This window comes from Arthrobacter sp. BI5 (genome assembly GCF_056680065.1).
In genome coordinates this window covers 61,313-83,725 of the sequence record NZ_CM155264.1, presented here as the reverse complement: position 1 = coordinate 83,725, position 22,413 = coordinate 61,313, and the positions used below count along the sequence as shown (strand labels likewise).

Sequence of the window (22,413 nt, the reverse complement as noted above, 5' to 3'; positions counted from 1 at the left end):
GGTGGACCGAGGAAAGACCCGGACTAGTAGCCACATGGTGGGAGCTACTTGTGCGATGTAGCAAGCATGGCTGTGAGCGCCATCACTTGTCAAGAAAAATAATCACGATCTAGCAATAGCTCTCATCATGTGAGAACATCGATCCATGAGTGTGAACCAAGACACAGAGGCGGCCCCTGCCGCCGACACCCCCGCGGAAGCCCCCGGCGACGGTCCGGACGAAGCCCTGAAGCCGGCCACGGCCCTCCAGGTGGACGAGTCGCTCAAGCCGGCGAAACCCGCCAAGGAAGACTCGCGCACCGACATGGTCGGCAAGGCCTTGGGGCTGTTGGTCCTGCTGGGTGACGAGCCCCGCGGGGCCAGCGCCGCCGAGCTGTCGCGCCGCGCGGAGCTGCCATTCAGCACCACTTACCGGCTGCTCGGCTCGCTGACCAGGGACGGTTTTGTCGACTACGAGGCCGACGGCCGCCGCTACCACCTGGGCCTGCGCGTCTTCCAGCTCGGCCAGCGGGTCTCCAACCACCACGGTTTTGCCGGCACCGCGCTCCCCATCCTGCGGCGCGTCACCGAGGAGACCGGCGAGGCCACCATCCTGTCGGTCCGCGACGGGCAGCACCACCTCACCGTGAACAAGGTGGACGGTCCGCAGACTTTCCGCGTCACGTCCGATCCGGGCCACCTCGGTGCCCTGCACACCACGTCCGTGGGCAAGGCGCTCGTCGCGTTTGCCGACGACGCCACGCGGCAGCAGCTGGTGGAGGACCTTGAGCTGGAGCCGCTGACCGACCTGTCCATCACGGACCGGGACGCCTTCCGGGCCGAGATCGAGCTGGTCCGCAAGCGCGGTTACGCCACCATGGACGAGGAGAACGAGCTGGGCATGCGTGCCGTAGCCGTCCCGGTCTTCAATTCGCAGGGCCACGCCTTCGCCTCGCTGGCCACCGCGGTACCCGTCTTCCGGATGAGCATGGAAGCCCTGGTGGCCCTCGTGCCGCTGCTCCAGGCCGCCGCGGCCGAGCTCTCGGCCCGCCTTCCCCAGGGCTGAAACCGGCGGATCTCCCGGGTCCACCCCAAAAGTCATCAACGAGTGTTCGACATAAGAACATCCGTGCAATATGTGAACACTTGCGCTAATGTAATCCCTATCACCCGGCCCGCCGCCTACTTCGCGGCCGCCGAGTGCCGTTGTCAAAGGAGCTAGACGGATGAGCAACCGAGCAGAGTCCTTCCTCGTGGGCCTGGTAGGCGATGGCGTCACGCCGTCCCTCACGCCCCCCATGCACGAGCGCGAAGGCGACGTACAGGGCCTCCGGTACCTTTACCGCCCCATCGACCTCACCGAACTGGGCCTTCCCGGCCAGGCCGTCGGAGAACTCCTGACCGGCGCCCACCGGCTCGGCTTCAACGGACTGAACATCACCCACCCCTGCAAGCAGCTGGTGCTCGAACACCTCCACGAGATCTCACCGGACGCCCGGCGCCTCGGTGCCGTCAATACCGTGACCATCGAGGACGGCCGCTTCATCGGCCACAACACCGACTTCTCCGGCTTCGCCTCCGCCCTGGCTACCGGCCTGCCCGGCGCGAAGCTGGACCGTGTTGTGCAGCTCGGCGCCGGCGGCGCCGGATCCGCCGTCGCCTATGCCCTGCTGACCGCCGGAGTCCGGCAGCTGGACCTCGTGGACACCGACGCGGCCCGTTGCGCCGCCCGCGCGGCCGAACTGGCCGGCTTCTTCCCGGACAGCCAGGTCACGGCCCGTACGACGGCGGAGCTGCCGGAGCTGATGCCGCTCGCCGACGGGCTGGTGCATTGCACGCCGGTGGGCATGGCCGCCCACCCCGGCGTCCCGCTGGACATGTCCCTGGTGGAGTCCCGGCACTGGGTCGCGGACATCGTTTACCGGCCGATCGAGACCGAGCTGGTCCGCGAAGCCCGGTCCAGGGGCTGCGAGGTGCTCGACGGCGGGCGGATGGCGGTGGGGCAGGCCGCCGACGCGTTCCGGATCTTCACCGGTCTCGAGGCCGACGCGGACCGGATGCGGGCCCACTTCCTGGAGCTCGTCGCCGCCGAAGAGGTGGCCGCCTGATGCGCACCGGAATCGCCACCGTCTGCCTCTCCGGCACCCTGAAGGAGAAGATGCAGGCCTGCGCCGTCGCCGGCTTCGACGGGATTGAAATCTTCGAGCAGGACCTCGTGACGTCGTCGCTGAGCCCGGAGGAGATCCGGGCGATGGCCGCGGACCTGGGCCTCAGCCTTGACCTCTACCAGCCGTTCCGCGACTTCGACAGCGTTCCGGAGGAGCTGCTCGCGGCGAACCTGCGCCGGGCGGAGGCCAAGTTCCGGCTGATGTCCCGGCTGGGCATGGACACCATCCTGGTCTGCTCCAATGTGGCCACCGCCAGCATCGACGACGACGAGCTCCGCGCCGCGCAACTGTCCCGGCTCGCCGCCCTCGCCGGTGAGCACGGTGTGAAGGTCGCCTACGAGGCCCTGGCCTGGGGCAAGTACGTCAACGACTATGAACACGCCCACCGCCTGGTGGAACTGGTGGACCACCCGAACCTGGGCACCTGCCTGGACTCCTTCCACATCCTGTCCCGGGACTGGGACACCGCCCCGATCGAGCAGTTCAACCCGGAGAAGATCTTCTTCGTCCAGGTCGCGGACGCGCCGAAGCTGTCCATGGACGTGCTGTCCTGGAGCCGGCACTACCGGGTCTTCCCGGGCGAGGGGCAGTTCGAGCTCGCCAAGTTCATGGGCCACGTGGTCCGCGCCGGCTACACCGGTCCCGTCTCGCTGGAGGTCTTCAACGACGTCTTCCGGCAGTCCGACGTCGAGCGCACCGCCGTGGATGCCATGCGCTCGCTGATCTGGCTGGAGGAGCAAAGCGCCCAATGGCTGGAGACGCACCCCTCGTCGGCACAGCCTGCCGAGGCCGCCGGCGGCGCCGGCCGCCGCCGCTACCCGATGGAACTGGCCACGCTGCCGCGGGTGGCCGAACCGGCCGGGTTCAATTTTGCCGAGGTGCGGGCCGCGGACACCGCCGCGCTGGAGACCCTGCTGGGCCAGTTGGGGTTCGCGTTCAACGGCCGGCACCGGACCAAGAATGTGCAATTGTGGAGCATGGGCCACGCACGCGTGATCATCAACGAGGAAGCGCCCGCCGCGGCGGAGACCGCCATTGCCGCGGTCGGCTTCGACGTCGACTCCCCGGTGATCGCCGCCGCGCGGGCGCAACAGCTCAAAGCCCCGGCCGTGCCGCGCAAGAGCCAGGCGAACGAGGAAATTTTCCAGGGCTTCGCCGCCCCGGATTCCACCGAGGTCTTCCTGTGCCAGGGCAGCCCGGACGGCACCGCCGCCTGGGTCAACGAATTCGGCACCTCCGGCGACGCAGCCGGCCCGGGCGCGGGCCCGCAGGCCGTGATCGACCACGTCAACCTCGCGCAGCCCTGGCAACACTTCGACGAGGCGGTGCTTTTCTACACCAGCGCCCTGGCCCTGGAGCCCCAGCCGTACGCCGAGGTGGCGAGCCCCACCGGCCTGGTCCGGTCCCAGGTGATGACCACGCGGGACCGCGGCGTGCGGCTGGTGCTGAACCTGGCCCCGCTGCTCCAGCAGGAGGCCGGCCCGGACGCCGGCGCCGCTTCCCCGGGAACGCAGCGCCGGACCTACCAGGAACACATCGCGTTCGCCGTCGACGACCTCGTGGCGACGGCCCGCGCCGCGCGCGGCCGCGGCCTGGAATTCCTGCAGATCCCGGCCAACTACTACGAGGATCTGGACGCGCGCTTCGACCTGGACCCCGCATTGCTGGCCACCCTGCGCGAACTGAATCTGCTCTATGACCGTGACGCCGACGGCGAGTTCCTGCACTTTTACACCGCCACCGTCGGCAGCGTGTTCTTCGAAATGGTGGAACGCCGCGGCTCCTACGACGGCTACGGGGCCCCCAACGCCCCGGTCCGGCACGCCGTCCAGTACGACCACCTGCACCAGCTGAAACTCACCGCCTGACCGCACCCGGCCAGGACCGACCCACCCCAACGAAAGGAGGCTGCTGTGCCTGAAGAAATCAACCTCGAAATTTTCAACGCGGACCCGCTCACCGAAGACGTGTCCGACGCAGCGCCCGCGGCACCGGCTCAGGCCGCAAAGGCTGTCCCGGCCCTGGACACCGCGGCGGAATCGCAACAGATCCTCAGCGACGAGATGAAAGCACTGGGGGAGGCTTACGCACAGGCCCGCCGCAACGGCGCCCCGGCGGAAACCCAGCCCCGGCTGGACTACCCGCCGTACCGCAGCAGCATCCTGCGGCACCCGACGAAGAGCCTGCAGCACGCGGATCCGGAAACCATTGAGCTGTACTCGCCCGCGTTCGGACACATGGACGTGCACGCGCTGGAATCCGACCTTACGATCCAGCACAACGGCGAACCGCTGGGCGAGCGGATCATCGTCTCCGGCCGCGTGCTCGACGGCGACGGCCGGCCCGTCGCGGGCCAGCTGGTGGAAATCTGGCAGGCCAACTCCTCCGGCCGCTACATCCACAAGCGCGACCAGCACCCGGCGCCGCTCGACCCGAACTTCACTGGCGTCGGCCGCTGCATCACCGGCGCGGACGGGTCCTACAGCTTCATCACGATCAAGCCCGGCGCCTACCCGTGGAAGAACCACCTGAACGCCTGGCGCCCCGCCCACATCCACTTCTCCCTGTTCGGCCAGGAGTTCACGCAGCGGATCGTCACGCAGATGTATTTCCCCGGCGACCCGCTCTTCGCGCTGGACCCGATCTACCAGTCGATCGTGGACCAGGACGCCCGGGACCGCCTGGTTGCCACCTACAACCACGACCAGACCAAACCGGAGTGGGCGCTGGCCTACAACTGGGACATTGTCCTGACCGGTTCAAAGCGGACCTGGACCGAAAACGAGGCATTGGGTGCAGAAGGAGACGACCATGAGTAAATTGACCCCCACACCCGGCCAGACGGTGGGCCCGTTCTACGGCTACGCCCTGCCCTACGCCAAGGACCGGGAGCTGCTGGCGCCCGGTTCCGCCGGCTCCATCCGCCTGCAGGGCACCGTGTACGACGGCGCGGGACACCCCGTGCCGGACGCCATCCTGGAGATCTGGCAGGCGGACGCCGAGGGACAGGTCCCGCAGCGCACCGGCTCGCTGGTCCGTGACGGCTACACCTTCACCGGCTTCGGCCGCAGCGCGGTGGGCAACACCGGCGTCTTCACCTTCACCACGGTCAACCCCGGCCGCACCGCGCCCGGTGCAGCGCCGTTCATCTCCGTGGTCGTGTTCGCCCGCGGCCTGATGAACCGGCTCTTTACCCGCGTCTACCTGCCGGAGAACGAGGAAGCCCTCGCCGCGGACCCGCTGCTGTCCTCCCTCGATCCGGAGCGCCGCCGGACCCTGATTGCCCGGCGCGACCCGGACGGCGGCCTGAGCTGGGACATCCGGCTGCAGGGCGAGGGCGAGACGGTGTTCCTCGACTTCGAAGGCGAAGGCCAAAGCGCCGCGGGCACCGGCGCTGAGGAAAACAGCGCCCCGGACGCCTCGCAGTGACGGCGGGCAACCGCGGCGACTTCGGGCAGGACGGCGATGTCGGCCTGCTGAGCCCGGTGTCGGCGTCGCCCGCGGTCGCGGCCCTGACCGGGGACCGGGCGGTCCTCGCCGCCCTGCTCCGGGTCGAAGCCCGCTGGGCGGAGGTGCTGGAAGAGGCGTCCCTCGCTCCGGCCGGTTCCGCGGCCCTCGTGGCGGAAGCCGCCGGCGTTGACCGCTATGACATTGCTTCAATCGCCGTCCGCGCCCAGGGCGGCGGCAACCCGGTGATCCCGCTGCTCGGCGACCTCCGGGCGCAGGTCACGGCCCTCGACACCGCCGGGATCGGCGCCGCACGGGCCGTGCACACCTCGCTGACCAGCCAGGATGTGCTCGACTCCGCCCTGATGCTGCTGGCTTCCGGCGCCGTCCGGGAACTGCTCGGCGAGATCAAGTGCACGACGGCGGCCCTCGCCGCCCTCGCGCACCAGCACCAGCAGACCCTGTGCGTAGGCCGGAGCCTGACCCAGCACTCGCTGCCGTTCAGCTTCGGCCTGAAAGCCGCGCAGTGGTTTCACGGCCTCGCCGCGGCCGCGCACCGGCTTGAGGGCCTGCAGTTTCCGGTGCAGACCGGGGGTGCGGCCGGAACCCTGGCGGCCGGCACCGTGCTGACCGAAGGCTCGTCGCTGGCGCCGCTCGACCTCGCCGACCGCCTCGCCGGCCGGCTGGGGCTGGCCGCGGTCCCGGCACCGTGGCACACCAACCGCCTCGCGGTTACCGCGCTCGGCGACGCCCTGGCCGCCGTGACGGACGCCGCAGGCAAGATCGCCGCCGACGTGCTGTTCCTGAGCCGCCCCGAGGTGGCCGAACTCGCCGAGCCGCGCGCCGCCGGGCGCGGCGGCTCCTCGGCCATGCCGCAGAAGCAGAACCCGGTGCTGTCCGTGCTGGTCCGCAGCGCCGCGCTGCAGGCACCGGCGCTGGCCGCCCAGCTGCACCTCGCGGCGGCCAACTTCAACGACGAACGGCCCGACGGCGCCTGGCACTCCGAGTGGTCCGCGCTGCGCTCCCTGCTCCGGCTGGCCCTGGGCGCCGCCGGCCAGCTACGCGAGCTGACCGAAGGCCTGCAGGTCTTCCCGTCGGCGATGCGGCGCAACCTGGACCTCTCCGGCCCGCTGCTGCTTTCCGAGGCGGTGACCGCCGCCGTCGGGCCGCTGCTGGGGACGGACGGCCGGCGCCGGCTCCAGGACGTGGTGGACCAGACCCTGCAGGTGCCCGCGGCCGAACAGCCCGGCGCCTACCGGAAACACCTCCGCGCAGCAGTCCCGGCCAGCCTGCTCTCCGATGAGCGGCTTGAAGAACTGCTGGACCCGGCCAACTACCTTGGCGAGGCCGCGGAAATCTGCCGCCGCATCCTCGCGGCGTGGCCCGACTTCGCGCAGCCTGACCCCGCGCAGCCTGACGCCGCGCAGGCCCGCCCCGAACCGACTGAACCGAATCAACCGACTGAAGTGAAAGGCGCCAACCGTGGCTAGACCAACCGTCAAGGCCGTACTGCTCTCGCCCGTGCGCGAGCTCGGCGACAAGCCCCTCCTCGTCCTGGGCCCGTCCCTGGGCACGTCCACGCTGCTCTGGAGCCAGGCCGGCGCCCTGCTGGGCGACGACGTCGACGTCGTCGCCTGGGACCTGCCCGGCCACGGCATCTCGCCGGCCGCGGCGGAAACCTTTTCCATCGCCGAGCTCGCCGACGCCGTCGTCGAACTGGTCGATTCGATCGCTCCCGGCGCGCAGTTCCACTACGCCGGCGTCTCGCTTGGCGGGGCCACCGGCCTGCAGTTGGGCATCAAGCACGGGGAGCGGCTCAAGAGCCTCTCCGTGCAGTGCACCGGCGCGAAGATCGGCACCCCGGAAGGCTGGCTGGAGCGGGCTGAGACCGTCCGCACCCAGGGCACCCCGGTGATGATCGAGGGCTCCGCCCAGCGCTGGTTCGCGCCGGGCTTTATGGAGCGCGAGCCCGACCGCAGCAGCCGGCTGCTGCACACCCTGCGCGACGCGGACCGCTTTAGCTACGCATACTGCTGCGAGGCCCTGGCCGGCTTTGACGTGCGGAGCGAACTGGGCAGCATCCGGGTCCCCACCCAGGCGGTGGCCGGCGCGGAGGACGCTGTCGCGCCGCCGTCGCTCGCAAAGGAAATGGTGGATGGGATCACGGCCGGAGGCGGGACGGCCAACGCGGTCACCCTCGAAGGCGTGGCGCACCTGGCCCCCTTCGAGGCGCCGGGCCACGTGGCCGACCTGCTGCGCAGCCTGATCAACTGGACCGAATCGCGCGGAGCGGGCCAGTGACCGGGCCCGAACTCGGCGGGCCGGAGCGGAACGGTGTGGTTCAGCCGGACGCCACCAGCCAGGAGATCTACGACGGCGGTCTGCGGGTCCGCCGCGAGGTGCTTGGCGCCGCGCACGTGGACCGGGCCAACGCCAACAAGGATTCCTTTACCGAGGACTTCCAGGACATGATCACCCGGATCGCCTGGGGCGGGATCTGGACCCGGCCCGGGATCAGCCGCCAGATGCGCTCCGCCGTCACGATTACCGCGATGGTGGCGCACGGCCACTGGGAGGAACTGGCGATGCATATCCGCGCCGCCATCACCAACGGCCTGAGCAGGGACGAGATCAAGGAAATCCTGCTGCAGACCGCCATCTACTGCGGAGTCCCCTCCGCCAACACCGCCTTCAAGACCGCGCAGCAGGTTTTCCATTCCATGGACGCGGAGAGAATTTAGAGGAAATGATGAAACAGGCTTTTGTGTACGACGCCGTGCGGACGCCGTTTGGGAAGTTCGGTGGCGGTCTTGCCGGGGTGCGCCCGGATGATCTGGCCGCGCACGTGATTGGCGAGGTGGTGCGGCGTGCGCCGGGGCTCGACGCCGGGCGGATCGATGAGGTGGTGTTCGGCAACGCGAACGGCGCGGGCGAGGAGAACCGCAATGTCGCCCGGATGGGCACGCTGCTGGCCGGGTTGCCGGTGTCGGTTCCGGGCACCACGGTGAACCGGCTGTGCGGGTCCTCGCTGGACGCGGCGATGATCGCGTCCCGGCAGATCAACACCGGGGACGCGGACCTGGTGCTGGTCGGCGGGGTCGAATCGATGTCGCGGGCGCCGTGGGTGCTGCCCAAGACCGAGAAGCCCTACCCGGCCGGGGACCTGTCGCTGGTCTCCACCACGCTGGGCTGGCGGCTGGTCAACAAGAACATGGCCCCGGAGTGGACCGTGTCCCTGGGCGAGGCGACCGAGCGGCTGGCCGACAAGTACGGGGTGGGCCGGGCGGCGCAGGATGAGTTCGCCGCGAACTCGCACAACCTGGCCGCCGCGGCCTGGGACGAGGGGTTCTACGACACCCTCGTCACCCCGGTCCCGGGCACCGACCTGGTCCGGGACGAGGGCATCCGTCCCGGGTCCTCGGCGGAGAAGCTCGCCGGGCTCAAGACTGTGTTCCGCGCCGAGAACGGCACGGTCACGGCCGGGAACGCGTCGCCGCTCTCGGACGGGGCCTCCGCGGCGTGGCTCGGGTCCGAGGATGCGGCCGGGATCCTGGGGCTGGAGCCGCTGGCCCGGATCGCGGGCCGCGGCGCGCACGCGAACGACCCGCAGTTCTTCGGCTACGCCCCGGTGGAGGCGGCGAACAAGGCCCTCGCGAAGGCAGGCATCGGCTGGGATCAGGTCGGCGCCGTCGAACTGAACGAGGCGTTCGCCGCGCAGTCCCTGGCCTGCATCAACGCCTGGGGCATCGACCCAACAATCGTGAACCGGCACGGCGGCGCGATCGCGATGGGCCACCCGCTGGGCGCCTCCGGCGGACGGATCCTGGGCACCCTGGCCCGGTCCCTGCAGGCCTCCGGGGAACGCTGGGGCGTCGCCGCGATCTGCATCGGCGTCGGCCAAGGACTCGCCATCGTCCTCGAAAACGTTTCTGCCGTACCGTCGGCACCGGCTGCAAAGGGCTAGGACATGCTGAACTTCATTGACACCGTCGGCGAGGCTGTCGCCGACATCAGGGACGGCTCCACGGTGATGATCGGCGGCTTCGGCAACGCCGGGCAGCCGTTCGAACTCATCGACGCCCTGATGGACTGCGGCGCCACGGACCTCACCGTGGTCAACAACAACGCCGGCCAGGGCGACCAGGGCCTCGCGCTGCTGATCAAGGAGGGCCGGGTCAAGAAGATGATCTGCTCCTTCCCGCGGCAGTCCGACTCCTGGCACTTCGACGCGAAGTTCCGTGCCGGCGAGATCGAGCTGGAGCTGGTGCCGCAGGGGAACCTGGCTGAGCGGATCCGCGCCGCCGGCGCCGGCATCGGCGGCTTCTTCACCCCCACCGGCTACGGCACCATGCTGGCCGAGGGCAAGGAGACCCGCTTTTTGGACGGCAAGTGGCAGGTGTTCGAGACCCCGCTCCACGCGGACGTCGCGCTGATCAAGGCGCTCAAGGCCGACGGCAAGGGCAACCTTGTCTACCGCAAGACGGCCCGCAACTTCGGGCCCATCATGGCGGCGGCTGCCAAACACACGATCGTCCAGGTCTCCGAGCTCGTCCCCACCGGCGCCCTGGACCCCGAGAACGTCGTGACCCCCGGAATCTACGTCAACACCATTGTGAAGGTGGCCTGAGATGAGCCTCAAGACGAGTATCCAGACTTCGGACGCGCCGCTGGGCCGCGACGATTTGGCCCGCCTGGTGGCCCGGGATATCAGGCCCGGCTCGTTCGTGAACTTGGGCATCGGCCAGCCCACCCTGGTCTCCAACTACCTCGAACCGGAGCAGAACATCACCCTCCATACCGAGAACGGCATGCTGGGGATGGGCCCGGAAGCCACCGGTGACCAGATCGACGACGACCTCATCAATGCGGGCAAAATTCCCGTGACCGAACTGCCCGGCGCCTCCTACTTCCACCACGCCGACTCTTTCGCGATCATGCGCGGCGGTCACCTCGACATCTGCGTCCTGGGCGCGTTCCAGGTCTCCGCGACCGGCGACCTCGCGAACTGGCACACCGGCGCTCCGGACGCGATCCCGGCCGTCGGCGGTGCCATGGACCTGGCCACCGGCGCCAAGGACGTCTTCGTGATGATGACCCTGCTGACCCGCGAGGGTGTGTCCAAGCTGGTGGAAAGCTGCAGCTACCCGCTGACCGGAATCGGCTGCGTCACGCGGGTCTACACGGACAAGGCGGTGTTCCTGACCGGACCCGACGGCGTCCAGGTGCGGGAGACCTTCGGCTGCACCCTCGAGGAGCTGCAGGCCCTGGTGCCGGTGCCGCTCACGGCCGCCGCCTGACCCCCCCATAGCGCGAACGTACACTTCGGGCCCCGCCGGAGCGCCCCTGCCGGCCCTGATGTGTACGTTCGCGCCGATAGAGTGATGCGTGATCGAGAGGCGTGAAATGACTGAGGCAGCACAGGGCACCCGGACCGGCGGGGCGCCGTCGGCCAGCGACCAGTACGTGCAGTCGCTGGCGAGGGGACTGGCGGTGATCCGCTCCTTCGATTCCGAGCATCCGCTGATGACGCTGACCGAGGTGGCGGCCCGGACCGGCCTCACCCGCGCCACGGCACGTCGTTTCCTGCACACCCTGGTGGAGCTCGGCTACGTCCGTACCGACGGCAAGACCTTCGCCCTGACCGCCAAGGTGCTGCAGCTCGGTTACGCCTACCTGTCCGGCCTGTCCCTGCCGCAGATTGCCCACCCGCACCTGGAGGAGCTTTCGCTCAAGCTCGGGGAGTCGACGTCGGCCGCCGTCCTTGACGGGACGGACATCGTCTACATCGCGCGGGTCGCGACGCGGCGGATCATGACCGTCGGCATTACCGTGGGCACCCGGTTCCCTGCCTACGCCACGTCCATGGGCCGGGTCCTGCTTGCCGGCCTGCCGCCTGCGCGACTCCAGGAGTACCTGGCCGCGGCTGAGATCCGTCCGCTGACGCCGCGTGCCATCGGCACCCGCGAAGGGCTGCTGGCGGAGCTGGACACCGTCCGGGCGCAGGGCTGGTGCCTGCTGAACCAGGAACTGGAGCTGGGGCTGATGTCCCTGGCCGCGCCGATCCACGACGGGCCGGACAAAGTGGTCGCGGCCATCAACGTCTCGCTGCAAGCCCAGGCCGTGGCCGCCGAACCGGATCCGGAGGCTTACGTTGCCGCGGTGCGCGAGGCCGCCGTCGCCACCGCCGAACTCATTTCCGCGGACCTCTCCGCCGGACGGTAACGACGCCGGCCAGGACCAGCCAGGCGGCCCCGGAAGCCGTCAGGAACCCGGCGATCGACGCTGGCCAGCCCAGCTTCCACAGGATCAGCCAGAGCGCGACGGCCGCCACGACTGCGGCCACGGCAAGGGCAAGGACGGTTCCCCGGCTCCTGCGGTCGCGGGATTCGGGCCGGGCCTTGGGGAGGGGCAGCGCCGGCAGCTGCGCGTGCCGGTGCTCCGAGGAATCCGGCCAGGGCGCGCCGTCGGGCCAGAGTTGGCCATAGCCCGGCTCGGCCCTGAGATAAGAATCGGATGGTTTTCCGGCGTCAAAATTTGCGCGCTCTGTCATCATTCCCCCAAATGAGATCAGTGTCCCGGTCCGCAGCGGGCCGGTAAATCCCGCCCAGTCTGGCACAACCAGGCCGGGAAATGACGAATTCCGCGGCATTATTTCAGCCGGGCGTCACCGCTCGGAACCCGACGGCGTCGATACGGTGATGGTGACCCCGGCCGCTTCGTCACGGATGAGCAGGTTCAGCGGCCGGTCCACGAGGCTGGCGTGCATGTCTTCGCTGTCCTCCGGGGCCAGCTGCTCTGCCAGCCGGGTCAGGGCCAGCGCCATCGCCCGGCCCCAGTCGTGCGGATCCCTGCTTGATGCCTCAGCCTCGGCTGAATAGTTTCCTTCTGGTCCGGTCATGTGCCCCGCCTTCCGCGCCTGGAACGCGGCCGCCCCGGCGAATCCGGAGAGGCAGCCGGCCGAGCCGGCACGCTTCAGTTCCTGAACATGGCCAGTGTAGTGACCGGCCACACAGCGCGTCCATGATTCCGCGCCCCGCTGCAAGAGTTGGCCGCCGGCACCGATAGGATTTCCCTGCGGGCACCTCCCGCCTACTTGCCAAAGGACGCCATGCCACAGACCAATGCCGCGCAGGACACCACCGTTCAGACCAAGCGCGCCGCCGTGATCGTCAATCCCATGAAATCCTCCGGCGAGGACTTCAAGGCCGCGTTTTACCGGCTCTGCGAAACGCAGGGCTGGACTGAGCCGCTTTGGCTGGAGACCACGGCCGAGGACACCGGCCTGGGCCAGGCGCGGGAAGCACTCGAGGCGGGGGTCGACGTCGTGATTGCTGCCGGCGGCGACGGAACCGTCCGCTGCGTGGCCGAGGTCCTTGCGGGCACCGGGACGCCGATGGGCCTGGTCCCCATGGGCACCGGCAACCTGCTGGCCCGCAACATGAACGTCGACATCACCGACCCGGTAGCGGCCAGCTACGACATCCTTAACGGCGCGGACGTCAAAGTGGACGTGGTCAAGGCGACGCTGGACCACAGCCAGGACGAACAGCTCTTCCTGGTCATGGCCGGCCTTGGCTACGACGCAGCGATCATGGCCAACACCGTGGACGAACTCAAGGACCGGGTGGGCTGGCTCGCCTACGTGGAGGCCGGCATCCGGCACCTGCCCGGCAAGCCCGTGAAGGCGAAAATCAGCGTCGACGGCCAGCACCCGGTCCGCCGCCGGATCCGCAGCGTGATGGTAGGCAACTGCGGCAAAATCACCGGCGGGGTGGAGGTTTTTCCGGACGCCAGGCTGGATGACAACATCCTCGACGTCCTGCTCCTGGCCCCGAAGGGCAAACTGGGCTGGTTCAGCGTGCTGGCGGGCATGTTCGGCCGGAAGAACGGCAAGAACAAGTCGGTGGAGTATTTCGCCGGGAAGACCGCGGAAATCAGCCTCGAGCACGAACTGGAGTTCCAGCTTGACGGCGACCACATCGGCAAGGCCAAGCACCTCAGGGTCGAAGTGGAGCACGAGGCGCTGACCATCCGGATGACGCTGCCTCCGGAGCTGTCCTAGCTCGTCGCCGAAGCCTGCTGTTTCGGGGCCGTGGCGGACAGGTGAAGATTGTCGCCCGGGCGCGGCCCGGGACGGGCGCCGTCGTCCGCGTGCTCAGCGGTTCCTCCGCTTCCGGCCAGGCCGGCCAGCAGGTCGCGGATCTCCGCGAGCAGCGCGGTGTCCGCCGGGAGTGGCTCTTCCTCGGGTTCCTGGGTGGCCAGCCGGTGCTTGACCATCCTGTTAAGCCGGTTCATTGGCGCCACGAAAATGAAATACACCACCGCCGCGGTGATCATAAAGGTCACGAACGACGTGATCACAGCGCCGATGTTCACGAACGTCTTGGAGTTTCCGGGCCAGATGGCAAAGCCGAGCCCGTCGGCGTGGACGCCGCCCGTCGCGGCGACGATCGGGTTCACGATGTTCGTGGTGAAGGCCGTGACCAGTGCGGTGAAAGCCGTGCCGACGACGACGGCGATGGACAGTTCGATCACGTTGCCGCGCAGGATGAAGTCCTTGAAACCTTTGAACATGGGGTCCTCTGAAATGGTGCCGGGCGGGTGGTTCAACCGATAGACGCTACCACCTCACCCGCCTACCACGCCTTCCGTTGAACGGAAAATGAGACCGGTTCGGCAGCGGATCCGGCGTACGCTTCAGGAGGATGCCAGTGCCGCCGTCGTTCCCCGTTCGACTGCAAAGGAAAGCCCATTCCACCTGTGAAGCCTGCGAAACTGCTCGCCGAGATGTTCACCATGGCTCCAGCCAACAAAGACCACCAGGCCGCGATCCGTTGCGCCGTGGGCGTCTTTGTCCCGCTGATCACGCTGCTATTGCTGGGCCGGTTGGATCTGGCGATTTTCGCCTCTTTCGGCGCCTTCGCCGGGATCTACGGACGGAACGAGCCCCACGGCCGGCGGTTCGTGCTGCAGCTGCGCGCCGGCTCGCTCATGCTCGCCGTGATCCTGCTCGGCGCCCTGACCGCCCGCGCCGGGTCAGCTTTCGCGCTGACGCCGTCGGCCACTACCTGGCTGCAGGTCCTCGCAACCACGTTGGTGGCCGGCGGCTGCTCCCTGATCGTGGCCTGGTGGCGGCTCCGCCCGGCCGGATCGCTGTTCCACATCTTCGCCTTCGCGGCCATCGCCTCGATCCCCAGCCAGCCGCCGCTCTGGCAGGGAATGCTGGTGGCTGTCCTGACGGTGGCGTTCTCGCTGCTGGTTGGCCTGTCCTCCCGGGTGGCGCCGGGCCGCCGCCAGCCGTGGGCATGGCCCCGGCGCGTCCGGCTGGCCGCCGAGGAGCGCCGCGTGGCCCGGCTCGAAGCGGTGGGCTACCTCGTCGCGGCCGGGCTGGCCGGCACCCTCGCCACCCTGGCCGGCGAATGGCTCGGTTTTGGCCATAACTACTGGGCCATGGTGGCCGCCGTCGTGCCGCTGGTGGGGCACAGCACGCGTCACCGCATCAGCCGCGGCGTGCAGCGCATCATCGGCACCGCGCTGGGGCTGGTGCTGCTGGCGGCGATCCTGCTGCTGGAGCCCACCCCTTGGCAGACCGTGCTGGTCATTGCGGCCTGCCAGTTCGGCGCCGAGATGTTCATCGCCCGCCAGTACATGCTGGCCCAGATCTTCGTCACCCCGCTGGCGCTGATCTCGACCCTGCTGGTGGCCCGGGTGCCCGCGGGAATCCTGCTGCGGGACAGGTTCCTGGAGACCATCATCGGAGCCGTCGTCGGCGTCGGCGTCGTGCTGGCCCCGGCCCTCTGGCGCCGGCTGGCCCCGCGCCCGGCCCCGCAGCCCAACTAACTCAACAACGGCGGGTTACCTGGGGGCGAGGCGGGCGGCGGTCGCCGTTCAATGGAAGACTGGTCCCAGGCAGACAACAGTTCGCAGGAAGCGGGACGCGTGGCTAATTCCGGGTCGGGTGACTCCGTGGTGGACCGTGTGGTGCGCCTGCTCGAGGCCTTCCCCGAGGGCTCCGCGGCCCTGCAGCTGTCCGACCTCGCGGACCGTGCCGGCCTGCCGCTGACCACCGCGCACCGGCTGGTCCGGCAGTTGGCCGGGCACGGCCTGCTTGAGCTGGGCGACGCCGGGTCGGTCCGGCTGGGGCTGCGGCTGTGGGAGCTGGTCAACCGGAATTCGCCGACGCTGGCCCTCCGGCAGGCGGCGATGCCCTTTATGGAGGACATCCAGCAGGTGCTCAACCAAAACGTGAACCTGGCCGTGCTGGACGGCTGGGACGCCCTGTTTGTGGAGCGGCTGTCCCGCCGCGGCTCGGTGGCTAACCGCGCCAAGATCGCCGGACGGATGCCGGTGCACCTTTCTTCCGCCGGGGTGGTCCTGATGGCCCACCAGCCGGCCGCCGTGCAGTCCGCGTACCTGCGCCAGTTCAGCGAGCCGGCGGGCCAGCTCCGGCCCGGTGACCTCCGGGCACTCCTGGCCGAAGCGGCCGGCCAGGGCTATGCCCAGCTGGCCGGGGTGGTGGATCCCGACACCTGGGGAATCGCCGTCCCGGTGCGGGACACCAGGAAGCGGACCGTGGCGGCGCTCGGCGTCGTGGTCCCGCTGCGCGAGATGCGGCTGCAGGCGCTGGTGCCGGCGCTGCAGACCGCGGCGCGGGGCATCGGACGTCGGCTGGGGGACTCCCGCGCCGCCCTCGATTTCCGTTCAATGGAAGACATGTAACGCGGATCACTGCTCCGGGGGCACACTGTTAGCCAGAACACCGATCCGGTCCGGAACCCGGGCGTGCACCCGCCACGCGGTTCCGGACCCCGCAACGAAGCGAGGACACAATGGCAGCCCGAAAAGTCATCGCCACCCAGGTGGCCATCGTTGGCGGCGGCCCCGCGGGGCTCATGCTCTCCCACCTGCTGGCCAAAGAAGGCATCGAGTCCACCGTGGTCGAACTGCGGAGCCGGCAGGAAATCTCCGAAACCGTCCGGGCGGGCATCCTCGAACACGGCACGGTCAACCTGCTCGTGGACAGCGACGTCTCCGACCGGGTGCTGCGCGACGGCGACCGCCACGACGGCATCGAACTGCGGTTCAACGGAGAAAGCCACCGCATCGACTTCCAGGACCTGGTGGGCGAGTCGGTCTGGCTCTACCCGCAGACCGACGTCTTCAGGGACCTCGCCGCGCGCCGGGAAGCCGACGGCGGCGACGTCCGGTACAGCGTGACGGACACCAGCATCCATGACATCGAAGGCTCACCTAGGGTCTGGTTCACGGACGCCGACGGCACCGAGTTCGAGCTGCAGGCCGACTTTATCGCCGGGGCGGACGGCTCGCGGAGCCACTGCCGGGTCCAGATCCCCGAGGCGGACCGAAAGTGGTACTTCCACGAGTACCCCTTCGCCTGGTTCGGCATCCTGGCCGAGGCGCCGCGCAGCTCCGATGAGCTGATCTACGCCAACTCGGACAACGGTTTCGCGCTGATCAGCCAGCGCACCGAGACCGTGCAGCGGATGTACTTCCAGTGCGACCCGCACGAGGACGTCAACAACTGGGACGACGAGCGCATCTGGGAAGCGTTCCGCAGCCGCGTCAACGGCAACGGCTTCGAACTCAAGGAGGGCCCGGTCATCGACAAGACGGTCCTGAAGTTCCGCAGCTTTGTGCACGCCCCGATGCGGCACGGCAAACTGTTCCTGGCCGGCGACGCCGCCCACACCGTCCCGCCGACCGGCGCCAAGGGCCTCAACCTGGCCATCCACGACGTCCGGGTGCTGTTCGGGGGCCTGGACAGCTTCTACAAGACCGGGTCCACCATGCTCCTTGACTTGTACAGTGACCGCGCCCTGGACCGGGTCTGGAAGGCGCAGCACTTCTCCTACTGGATGACCTCCATGCTGCATACCCCGGCCGACGCCGACGACTTCGCCCGCGCCCGCCAGCTCGGCGAACTCAACTCCGTGGTGTCATCGCGGCACGGCCGCGCCTACCTGGCCGAGGCCTACACCGGCTGGCCCGCAGGCGGCTAGGGGCCCCGCCGGTGGCTCCGGCAGCTCCGCAGATTTCCGTCGACAGTACCCCGGGCCGGGACTAGCCTTAAACCGTCCCAGCATGACCCGACAAGGACGACGGAGAGGTGTCCGATCATGGGAACCGCAGAGAATGTTGAATTGGTCCGGCGGGGGTACGAGGCCTTCAACGCAGGGGATATGGCGACCCTCAGCGAGCTGTTCGCGGAGGACGCAGTCTGGCATGTGGCCGGAAGCGGCGTGCTATCGGGAACGAAGCAGGGCCGCGACGCGATCCTGGCGTACTTCGGCGAACTGGGAGCGCGCACCCAGGGTAATTTCCAGGCCAACGTCCAGGACGTCGTTGGCGGAGAAAACTACACGGTCGCAATCCAGCAAACCCATGGGGAAGGCAACGGCAAGACCCTGGACATGGGCACCGTGATCACGTTCGTGGTCCGCGATGGAAAGATCGCCGAGGGCCGGGAGTACTTCGAGGACACGGCCACGGCAGACGATTTCTGGACCTGACCGCTCGCCAGCCGGGCCCTGCGCCTAGGCCATCGCGGTGTGCGCGGCGCTGTGCGAATCGATCCGCTTCGCGTAGCAGTACGAGTGCTCCACGCCGATGTACGGGCCGAAGTTCGGCACGGCCACAAAGCCCGAGTTCTGGTAGAACTGCCGCCCGTCGGTCTGCACCGACCCCGCCTCCGCGGTCAGGGTGGTGATGCCCAGGGCATGGGCGTGGCCCTCCAGTGCAGCCAGAATGGAACTGGCCACGCCTGAACCGCGGGTGTACGGCAGCACGTAGAGCCGCTTGATCTCGGCGGTGTGCTCGTCCAGCAACCGCAGCCCGCCGCAGCCGACGGGCTGTCCGGAGCCCTTCTCGTAGGCGAGCAGGAACACGGCGGTGTCGGCTTCCGACGGCGGTGGCCCCGCTTCGTGCGCGCTGTGGCCGAAGCGGGCATCCAGTTCCGCCTGCTGGGCTGCCCGCAGGTCGGCGCCCACGGGGTTGGTCCAGGGGACCTGCCGGATGTTGAGCCGCGGATTGGTCTGCATCGCTGCCTCGCTTCGCCGAAGGGTTATGCAGACCAAGGCTATGGAGCGGCGGTTTCGATGGTGTTTCCTGCAGGTTAGGGTTCTGCGAAATCGCCGCCGGCGCATCAGGCGGGGCGGCCGGTGGGGTCCTCCGCCGTCGGGTCCGCCAGGGCGAGTCCGCCCACCGGGCTGTCATCCCAGTGGATCAGGCGCCAGCCGGCGTCGGGGTCGCCCTCCAGCGCCACGATGCCGGTATTCGCCAGCACATGCCGCGCGGCGAACTCCGCCTCGACGTTGGACGCGCGCAACCCCGTCCAGACCCGTATCGCGGCCCCGTGGCTGACGACGGCGACGGCAGCGCCGTCGTCGCCGGCCGAGGCAGCGGCGGCGATCCGGGCGATTGAGTCGTCGTAACGCTCGAAGAAGTCGTGACCGCTGGGGCCGGACGGCACCCGCCGGTCCAGTTCGCCCGCGGTCCAGGCGAAGACGGTGCCGAGGTAGCGCAGGTGGGATTCGCGGTCGGTGAGCTTCTCCAGCGCCCCGGCCTCGATTTCGCGCAGCCCCTCCAGCACCTCGATGTCCAGGCCGCGGGTGGTGGCGAGCGGGGTAGCCGTGAGCTGGGTGCGGATCAGGGTGGACGCGTAGAGCAGGCCGATCCGCTCGTTCGCCAAAGAGCGGGCCAGCGCGTGCGCCTGGCGTTCACCGAGTTCGGTCAGGCCCGGTCCCGGATGGGCGGTGTCCAGCTGCCCGAGGACATTGCCCGGGGTCTGGCCGTGGCGGATCAGCAGAAGCCTCATGGCAGCGATTTTACCGGCTGCGCCCGGCCCTCCCTGCGGCGCTGTCCCGCGGTCAGGGGATCCTGACCGTGGCCTGGATCGGGGCGTGGTCACTGGGGTACCGGTCATCCAGCCGGAAAGTGTTGACCGCGGCCTCGGCAACCTGGATGTCCGGCGTGACGGCGATCCAGTCGATCCGGCTTTCGCCGATGACCGGGTCCTTGTAGTTCGGGAACGTCCCGTACTCCGGGGTCAGCCGCTGCTTCGCCACAGCCCAGGAGTCCCGGAAGGTGCCGCTGCCCACCAGGGTGCTGTATGCGCCGGAGGCGCCGGCGTCGGCGTTGAAATCGCCCATCAGGACGGTCGGCAGGCCGGAGCCGACCTTGGCGGTGTGCTCGACGATGGCGTCCGCGCTGCGCAGCTGGGCGTATTCGGACTCGTGGTCGAAGTGGGTGTTGACCACCATCAGCTCGCGTCCGGTGCAGTTGTCTTCGAACCGGCCCCAGGTGGCGATCCGGGTGACGTCGTTGCCCCACGTCGCCGAGCCGGGGATATGGGGCGTGTCGGAGAGCCAGAACTGGTCCCAGGTCTGCAGCTTCAGGCGGCGGGAGTCGTAGAAAATGCAGGAGTGCTCGCCCCGGCTGCCGCCTTCGCGGCCGTGGCCGATCATCCGGTAGTGCTCCGGGAGGGCCTCGCCGATCACCGCCAGCTGGTGCTCCAGGCCTTCCTGGATGCCCAGCACCTCCGGCAGTTCCTCCGCCAGGACTGCCTGCAGTGCCGGAACGCGCTCGGGCCAGTAGTCGGCCTGCCCCGGCAGGGTCGCCGCGATGTCACAGCGGATGTTGAAGCTCATCAGGCTCAACGCCGCCGCGTCCGCGGCAGCGTCCGCGTCGGCTGGGCCGGGGTCGGTCAGAACAGTCCGTGCTGTCGACGGAGAGTCGCTCGGCAAGGGGTCTCCTCGGGTCGGTAACAGTCCCAGCTTCCTGGCGAAAGCTGGCCAGTCTTCGACGGCTGCGTAAACGGCGGCCTGCCGGAAGGTGAATTCAGGACCTCCCGGCTACGCCAGGTGATCGACCAGCTTGTCCGCAATGCCGGTGTACTTGCCCGGGGTCAGGGCCAGGAGCCGTGCCTCGGCGTCCGCGGACAGGCCCAGGCCCTGGACGAATTCCTGCATCCGCGCGGCGTCTACCCGCTGACCGCGGGTCAGGTCCTTGAGCCGTTCGTACGGGTTTTCCATACCGGCGACGCCGGCGATGGCCTCCGCGCGCATGACCATCTGGATCGCCTCGCCGAGGACCTCCCAGTTGGTGTCCAGGTCCCTGGCGAGGACGTCTTCCGCGACGTCCAGGCGGTCCAGGCCCTTGGCCACGTTGGAGATGGCCAGCAGCGAGTGGCCAAAGGCCACGCCGATGTTGCGCTGCGAGGAGGAGTCCGTGAGGTCCCGCTGCCAGCGGGAGGTGACCAGGGTGGAGCCCAGCACGTCCAGCAGGCCGGAGGAGATCTCCAGGTTGGCTTCCGCGTTTTCGAAGCGGATCGGGTTGACCTTGTGCGGCATCGTGGAGGAGCCCGTGGCGCCGGCCACCGGGACCTGGGCGAAGTAGCCGATCGAGATGTAGCTCCAGATGTCGGTGCAGACGTTGTGCAGGATCCGGTTGAAGCGCGCGACGTCGGCGTACAGCTCCGCCTGCCAGTCGTGGCTTTCGATCTGGGTCGTGAGCGGGTTCCAGGCCAGGCCCAGGCCCTCCACGAAGCTCTTGGCGACCTGCTCCCAGTCGGCGCCCGGGACGGAGGCGACGTGGGCTGCGTAGGTGCCGGTAGCGCCGTTGATCTTGCCGAGGTATTCGGTCCGGGCGATGCGGTCCAGCTGGCGGGTCAGCCGGTGCGCGATCACGGCCAGTTCCTTGCCGAGCGTGGTGGGCGTGGCGGGCTGGCCGTGCGTGCGCGAGAGCATCGGCACCGCACGGTTGGCCTCGGCCATGGCGCTGATTTGCGCGACGAGTTTCCGGGCCGCCGGCAGCCACACGTCCTCCACGGCGCCCTTGATACCCAGCGCGTAGGAGAGGTTGTTGATGTCCTCGGAGGTGCAGCCGAAGTGCACCAGCGCGGTCAGGTGCTCGATCCCGATGCCGGGGAGCCGGCGGCCGATGTAGTACTCCACGGCCTTGACGTCGTGCACCGTGACGGCCTCGATTTCGGCCAGTTCGGCAACCGATGCGGCGTCGAACTCGGTGACGACGGCGCGCAGCTTCTCCTGCTGCTCGGCGCTCAACGGCCCGGCGCCCGGCAGCACGTTGTTGCTGGTCAGGTGGATCAGCCACTCAACCTCGACGGCTACCCGGTCCCGGTTGAGGGCGGCCTCGGAGAGGTAGTCCACCAGCGGCGCGACCGCCGACTGGTAGCGGCCGTCGAGCGGGCCGAGCGCGATCTGGTGGTCGGACGCGGCGAGGGCCAGGCGTCCGGACGGCGTGCGGGTCTCAGCTGTGGCGGCAGTTTCAGGCATGGTCCGATTCTTTCACGAAGTGCCGCCGGGCCTTAAGTGGGCCATCCCCGTATGACATTGCGTCCCGGCGGTGCGGGTGCGCCGCCGGCGCGGACCCGCCGGTTTTCCACATAACCGCCCCGGCCGCTTCCGGCGCCGGCGGCCGGTGCCTAGCGTCGAACCGGGACAGAACCACGAACGAAGGGAGCCCCGTCCATGAGAGGCACGGTGACGGCAGCGGAGGCGGCGGCTTGCGCCTCACGCAGCTACGAGGTCCAGCAGTTGGCTGCCAGGGTTGCGGCGTGCGCCGAGCAGGCAGGCGCCGTGCTCGCCACGCTGAGCCAGCTGGAACTCCAGACCTGGCAGTCCCCGGCCGGCCGCGCCTACCGGACCACGCTGTCGCTGCAGGCCGCATCGTTGCGGCGGGGCCGGGACGGGCTGCAGGACGCCACGGCAGTGGTGCTGCGGCACGCCCAGAGTGTGGCGCTGTCGTCCGGCCGCCCGGGGTACTGATGGCGGAGGCCACC

Annotated in this window: 25 protein-coding genes; 18 read left to right on the top strand and 7 right to left on the bottom strand. The window is 69.2% G+C overall.

Translation table 11 applies throughout. The features are described 5' to 3' along the window. Nucleotides 1–145 precede the first annotated feature (145 nt). From AC1MED_RS00410 to AC1MED_RS00355, 12 genes are all read left to right on the top strand, one after another. Nucleotides 146–1,045, top strand: coding sequence for an IclR family transcriptional regulator (locus AC1MED_RS00410; RefSeq protein ID WP_479784834.1), 900 nt, complete (start codon nucleotides 146–148; stop codon nucleotides 1,043–1,045). Nucleotides 1,046–1,205: 160 nt separating this feature from the next. After that, the gene (locus AC1MED_RS00405; protein ID WP_479784832.1) at nucleotides 1,206–2,087 is read left to right on the top strand and encodes a shikimate dehydrogenase; all 882 of its coding nucleotides are present in this window, start codon (nucleotides 1,206–1,208) and stop codon (nucleotides 2,085–2,087) included. After that, on the top strand, nucleotides 2,087–4,015 hold the full coding sequence (locus tag AC1MED_RS00400) for a bifunctional sugar phosphate isomerase/epimerase/4-hydroxyphenylpyruvate dioxygenase family protein (protein ID WP_479784831.1): 1,929 nt from the start codon (nucleotides 2,087–2,089) through the stop codon (nucleotides 4,013–4,015). The genes AC1MED_RS00405 and AC1MED_RS00400 overlap by 1 nt, the downstream gene beginning before the upstream one ends. 45 nt (nucleotides 4,016–4,060) lie before the next feature. Further along, a complete protein-coding gene (gene pcaH, locus AC1MED_RS00395; RefSeq protein ID WP_479784829.1) occupies nucleotides 4,061–4,966 on the top strand; it encodes a protocatechuate 3,4-dioxygenase subunit beta in 906 nt (301 codons plus the stop codon). Continuing rightward, on the top strand, nucleotides 4,959–5,576 hold the full coding sequence (gene pcaG / locus AC1MED_RS00390; RefSeq protein ID WP_479784827.1) for a protocatechuate 3,4-dioxygenase subunit alpha: 618 nt from the start codon (nucleotides 4,959–4,961) through the stop codon (nucleotides 5,574–5,576). Before pcaH ends, pcaG begins: the two co-directional genes overlap by 8 nt. Next, complete coding sequence (locus AC1MED_RS00385) at nucleotides 5,573–7,084, top strand: lyase family protein (RefSeq protein ID WP_479784826.1); 1,512 nt, start codon at nucleotides 5,573–5,575, stop codon at nucleotides 7,082–7,084. The genes pcaG and AC1MED_RS00385 overlap by 4 nt, the downstream gene beginning before the upstream one ends. Further along, nucleotides 7,077–7,895 (top strand): alpha/beta fold hydrolase, encoded by an 819-nt coding sequence (locus AC1MED_RS00380; RefSeq protein WP_479784824.1) that lies wholly within the window; start codon nucleotides 7,077–7,079, stop codon nucleotides 7,893–7,895. Before AC1MED_RS00385 ends, AC1MED_RS00380 begins: the two co-directional genes overlap by 8 nt. Then, nucleotides 7,892–8,335 carry a 4-carboxymuconolactone decarboxylase gene (pcaC, locus tag AC1MED_RS00375; RefSeq protein ID WP_479784822.1) on the top strand — a complete coding sequence of 148 codons (444 nt, stop codon included), beginning with the start codon at nucleotides 7,892–7,894 and terminating at the stop codon, nucleotides 8,333–8,335. The genes AC1MED_RS00380 and pcaC overlap by 4 nt, the downstream gene beginning before the upstream one ends. Nucleotides 8,336–8,343: 8 nt before the next feature. Beyond that, nucleotides 8,344–9,558 (top strand): thiolase family protein, encoded by a 1,215-nt coding sequence (locus AC1MED_RS00370; protein ID WP_479786726.1) that lies wholly within the window; start codon nucleotides 8,344–8,346, stop codon nucleotides 9,556–9,558. Nucleotides 9,559–9,561: 3 nt separating this feature from the next. Beyond that, the gene (locus tag AC1MED_RS00365) at nucleotides 9,562–10,221 is read left to right on the top strand and encodes a 3-oxoacid CoA-transferase subunit A (RefSeq protein WP_479784821.1); all 660 of its coding nucleotides are present in this window, start codon (nucleotides 9,562–9,564) and stop codon (nucleotides 10,219–10,221) included. Between the two features lies 1 nt (nucleotide 10,222). Next, nucleotides 10,223–10,891: a 3-oxoacid CoA-transferase subunit B gene (locus AC1MED_RS00360; protein WP_479784819.1), complete on the top strand. Its 669-nt coding sequence runs from the start codon at nucleotides 10,223–10,225 to the stop codon at nucleotides 10,889–10,891. Between the two features lie 106 nt (nucleotides 10,892–10,997). Beyond that, nucleotides 10,998–11,816, top strand: coding sequence for an IclR family transcriptional regulator domain-containing protein (locus AC1MED_RS00355; RefSeq protein WP_479784817.1), 819 nt, complete (start codon nucleotides 10,998–11,000; stop codon nucleotides 11,814–11,816). Here the strand turns inward: AC1MED_RS00355 and AC1MED_RS00350 are convergent. Together AC1MED_RS00350 and AC1MED_RS00345 are read right to left on the bottom strand one after the other, a co-directional pair. Next, on the bottom strand, nucleotides 11,785–12,147 hold the full coding sequence (locus tag AC1MED_RS00350) for a hypothetical protein (RefSeq protein WP_479784815.1): 363 nt from the start codon (nucleotides 12,145–12,147) through the stop codon (nucleotides 11,785–11,787). The two genes, AC1MED_RS00355 and AC1MED_RS00350, sit on opposite strands and share 32 nt — an antisense overlap. Nucleotides 12,148–12,258: 111 nt before the next feature. Beyond that, nucleotides 12,259–12,492 carry a hypothetical protein gene (locus AC1MED_RS00345; protein ID WP_479784813.1) on the bottom strand — a complete coding sequence of 78 codons (234 nt, stop codon included), beginning with the start codon at nucleotides 12,490–12,492 and terminating at the stop codon, nucleotides 12,259–12,261. Between the two features lie 210 nt (nucleotides 12,493–12,702). Here AC1MED_RS00345 and AC1MED_RS00340 point away from each other — a divergent pair, with 210 nt between their 5' ends. Further along, nucleotides 12,703–13,656, top strand: a complete 954-nt coding sequence (locus tag AC1MED_RS00340; RefSeq protein WP_479784811.1) for a diacylglycerol/lipid kinase family protein — start codon at nucleotides 12,703–12,705, stop codon at nucleotides 13,654–13,656. Here the strand turns inward: AC1MED_RS00340 and mscL are convergent. Beyond that, complete coding sequence (gene mscL / locus AC1MED_RS00335; RefSeq protein ID WP_346958933.1) at nucleotides 13,653–14,168, bottom strand: large conductance mechanosensitive channel protein MscL; 516 nt, start codon at nucleotides 14,166–14,168, stop codon at nucleotides 13,653–13,655. The genes AC1MED_RS00340 and mscL overlap by 4 nt on opposite strands. Nucleotides 14,169–14,381: 213 nt before the next feature. On the opposite strand from mscL, the gene AC1MED_RS00330 reads away from it, so the two are divergent. The 4 genes from AC1MED_RS00330 (at nucleotide 14,382) to AC1MED_RS00315 (ending at nucleotide 18,124) form a co-directional block, all read left to right on the top strand. Next, the gene (locus AC1MED_RS00330) at nucleotides 14,382–15,434 is read left to right on the top strand and encodes an FUSC family protein (protein ID WP_479786724.1); all 1,053 of its coding nucleotides are present in this window, start codon (nucleotides 14,382–14,384) and stop codon (nucleotides 15,432–15,434) included. A 99-nt stretch (nucleotides 15,435–15,533) separates the two neighbouring features. Then, a complete protein-coding gene (locus tag AC1MED_RS00325) occupies nucleotides 15,534–16,313 on the top strand; it encodes an IclR family transcriptional regulator (RefSeq protein WP_479784810.1) in 780 nt (259 codons plus the stop codon). Nucleotides 16,314–16,423: 110 nt separating this feature from the next. Continuing rightward, nucleotides 16,424–17,614, top strand: coding sequence for a 4-hydroxybenzoate 3-monooxygenase (locus tag AC1MED_RS00320; protein WP_479784809.1), 1,191 nt, complete (start codon nucleotides 16,424–16,426; stop codon nucleotides 17,612–17,614). Nucleotides 17,615–17,731: 117 nt separating this feature from the next. Beyond that, entirely contained in the window at nucleotides 17,732–18,124 is a 393-nt protein-coding gene (locus tag AC1MED_RS00315; protein WP_479784807.1) for a nuclear transport factor 2 family protein, read from the top strand. A gap of 24 nt (nucleotides 18,125–18,148) precedes the next feature. Here AC1MED_RS00315 and AC1MED_RS00310 read toward each other — a convergent pair whose 3' ends face one another. The 4 genes from AC1MED_RS00310 to purB form a co-directional block, all read right to left on the bottom strand. Continuing rightward, nucleotides 18,149–18,652 (bottom strand): GNAT family N-acetyltransferase, encoded by a 504-nt coding sequence (locus tag AC1MED_RS00310; protein WP_479777519.1) that lies wholly within the window; start codon nucleotides 18,650–18,652, stop codon nucleotides 18,149–18,151. A 104-nt stretch (nucleotides 18,653–18,756) separates the two neighbouring features. After that, on the bottom strand, nucleotides 18,757–19,428 hold the full coding sequence (locus AC1MED_RS00305) for a histidine phosphatase family protein (protein WP_479784805.1): 672 nt from the start codon (nucleotides 19,426–19,428) through the stop codon (nucleotides 18,757–18,759). Nucleotides 19,429–19,480: 52 nt separating this feature from the next. Further along, the gene (locus AC1MED_RS00300) at nucleotides 19,481–20,356 is read right to left on the bottom strand and encodes an endonuclease/exonuclease/phosphatase family protein (RefSeq protein ID WP_346958832.1); all 876 of its coding nucleotides are present in this window, start codon (nucleotides 20,354–20,356) and stop codon (nucleotides 19,481–19,483) included. Nucleotides 20,357–20,464: 108 nt separating this feature from the next. Continuing rightward, entirely contained in the window at nucleotides 20,465–21,907 is a 1,443-nt protein-coding gene (purB, locus tag AC1MED_RS00295; RefSeq protein WP_479784803.1) for an adenylosuccinate lyase, read from the bottom strand. 195 nt (nucleotides 21,908–22,102) lie between these two features. Between purB and AC1MED_RS00290 the strand changes: the two genes are divergently transcribed. Next, on the top strand, nucleotides 22,103–22,399 hold the full coding sequence (locus tag AC1MED_RS00290; protein ID WP_479784801.1) for a hypothetical protein: 297 nt from the start codon (nucleotides 22,103–22,105) through the stop codon (nucleotides 22,397–22,399). Nucleotides 22,400–22,413 lie beyond the last annotated feature (14 nt).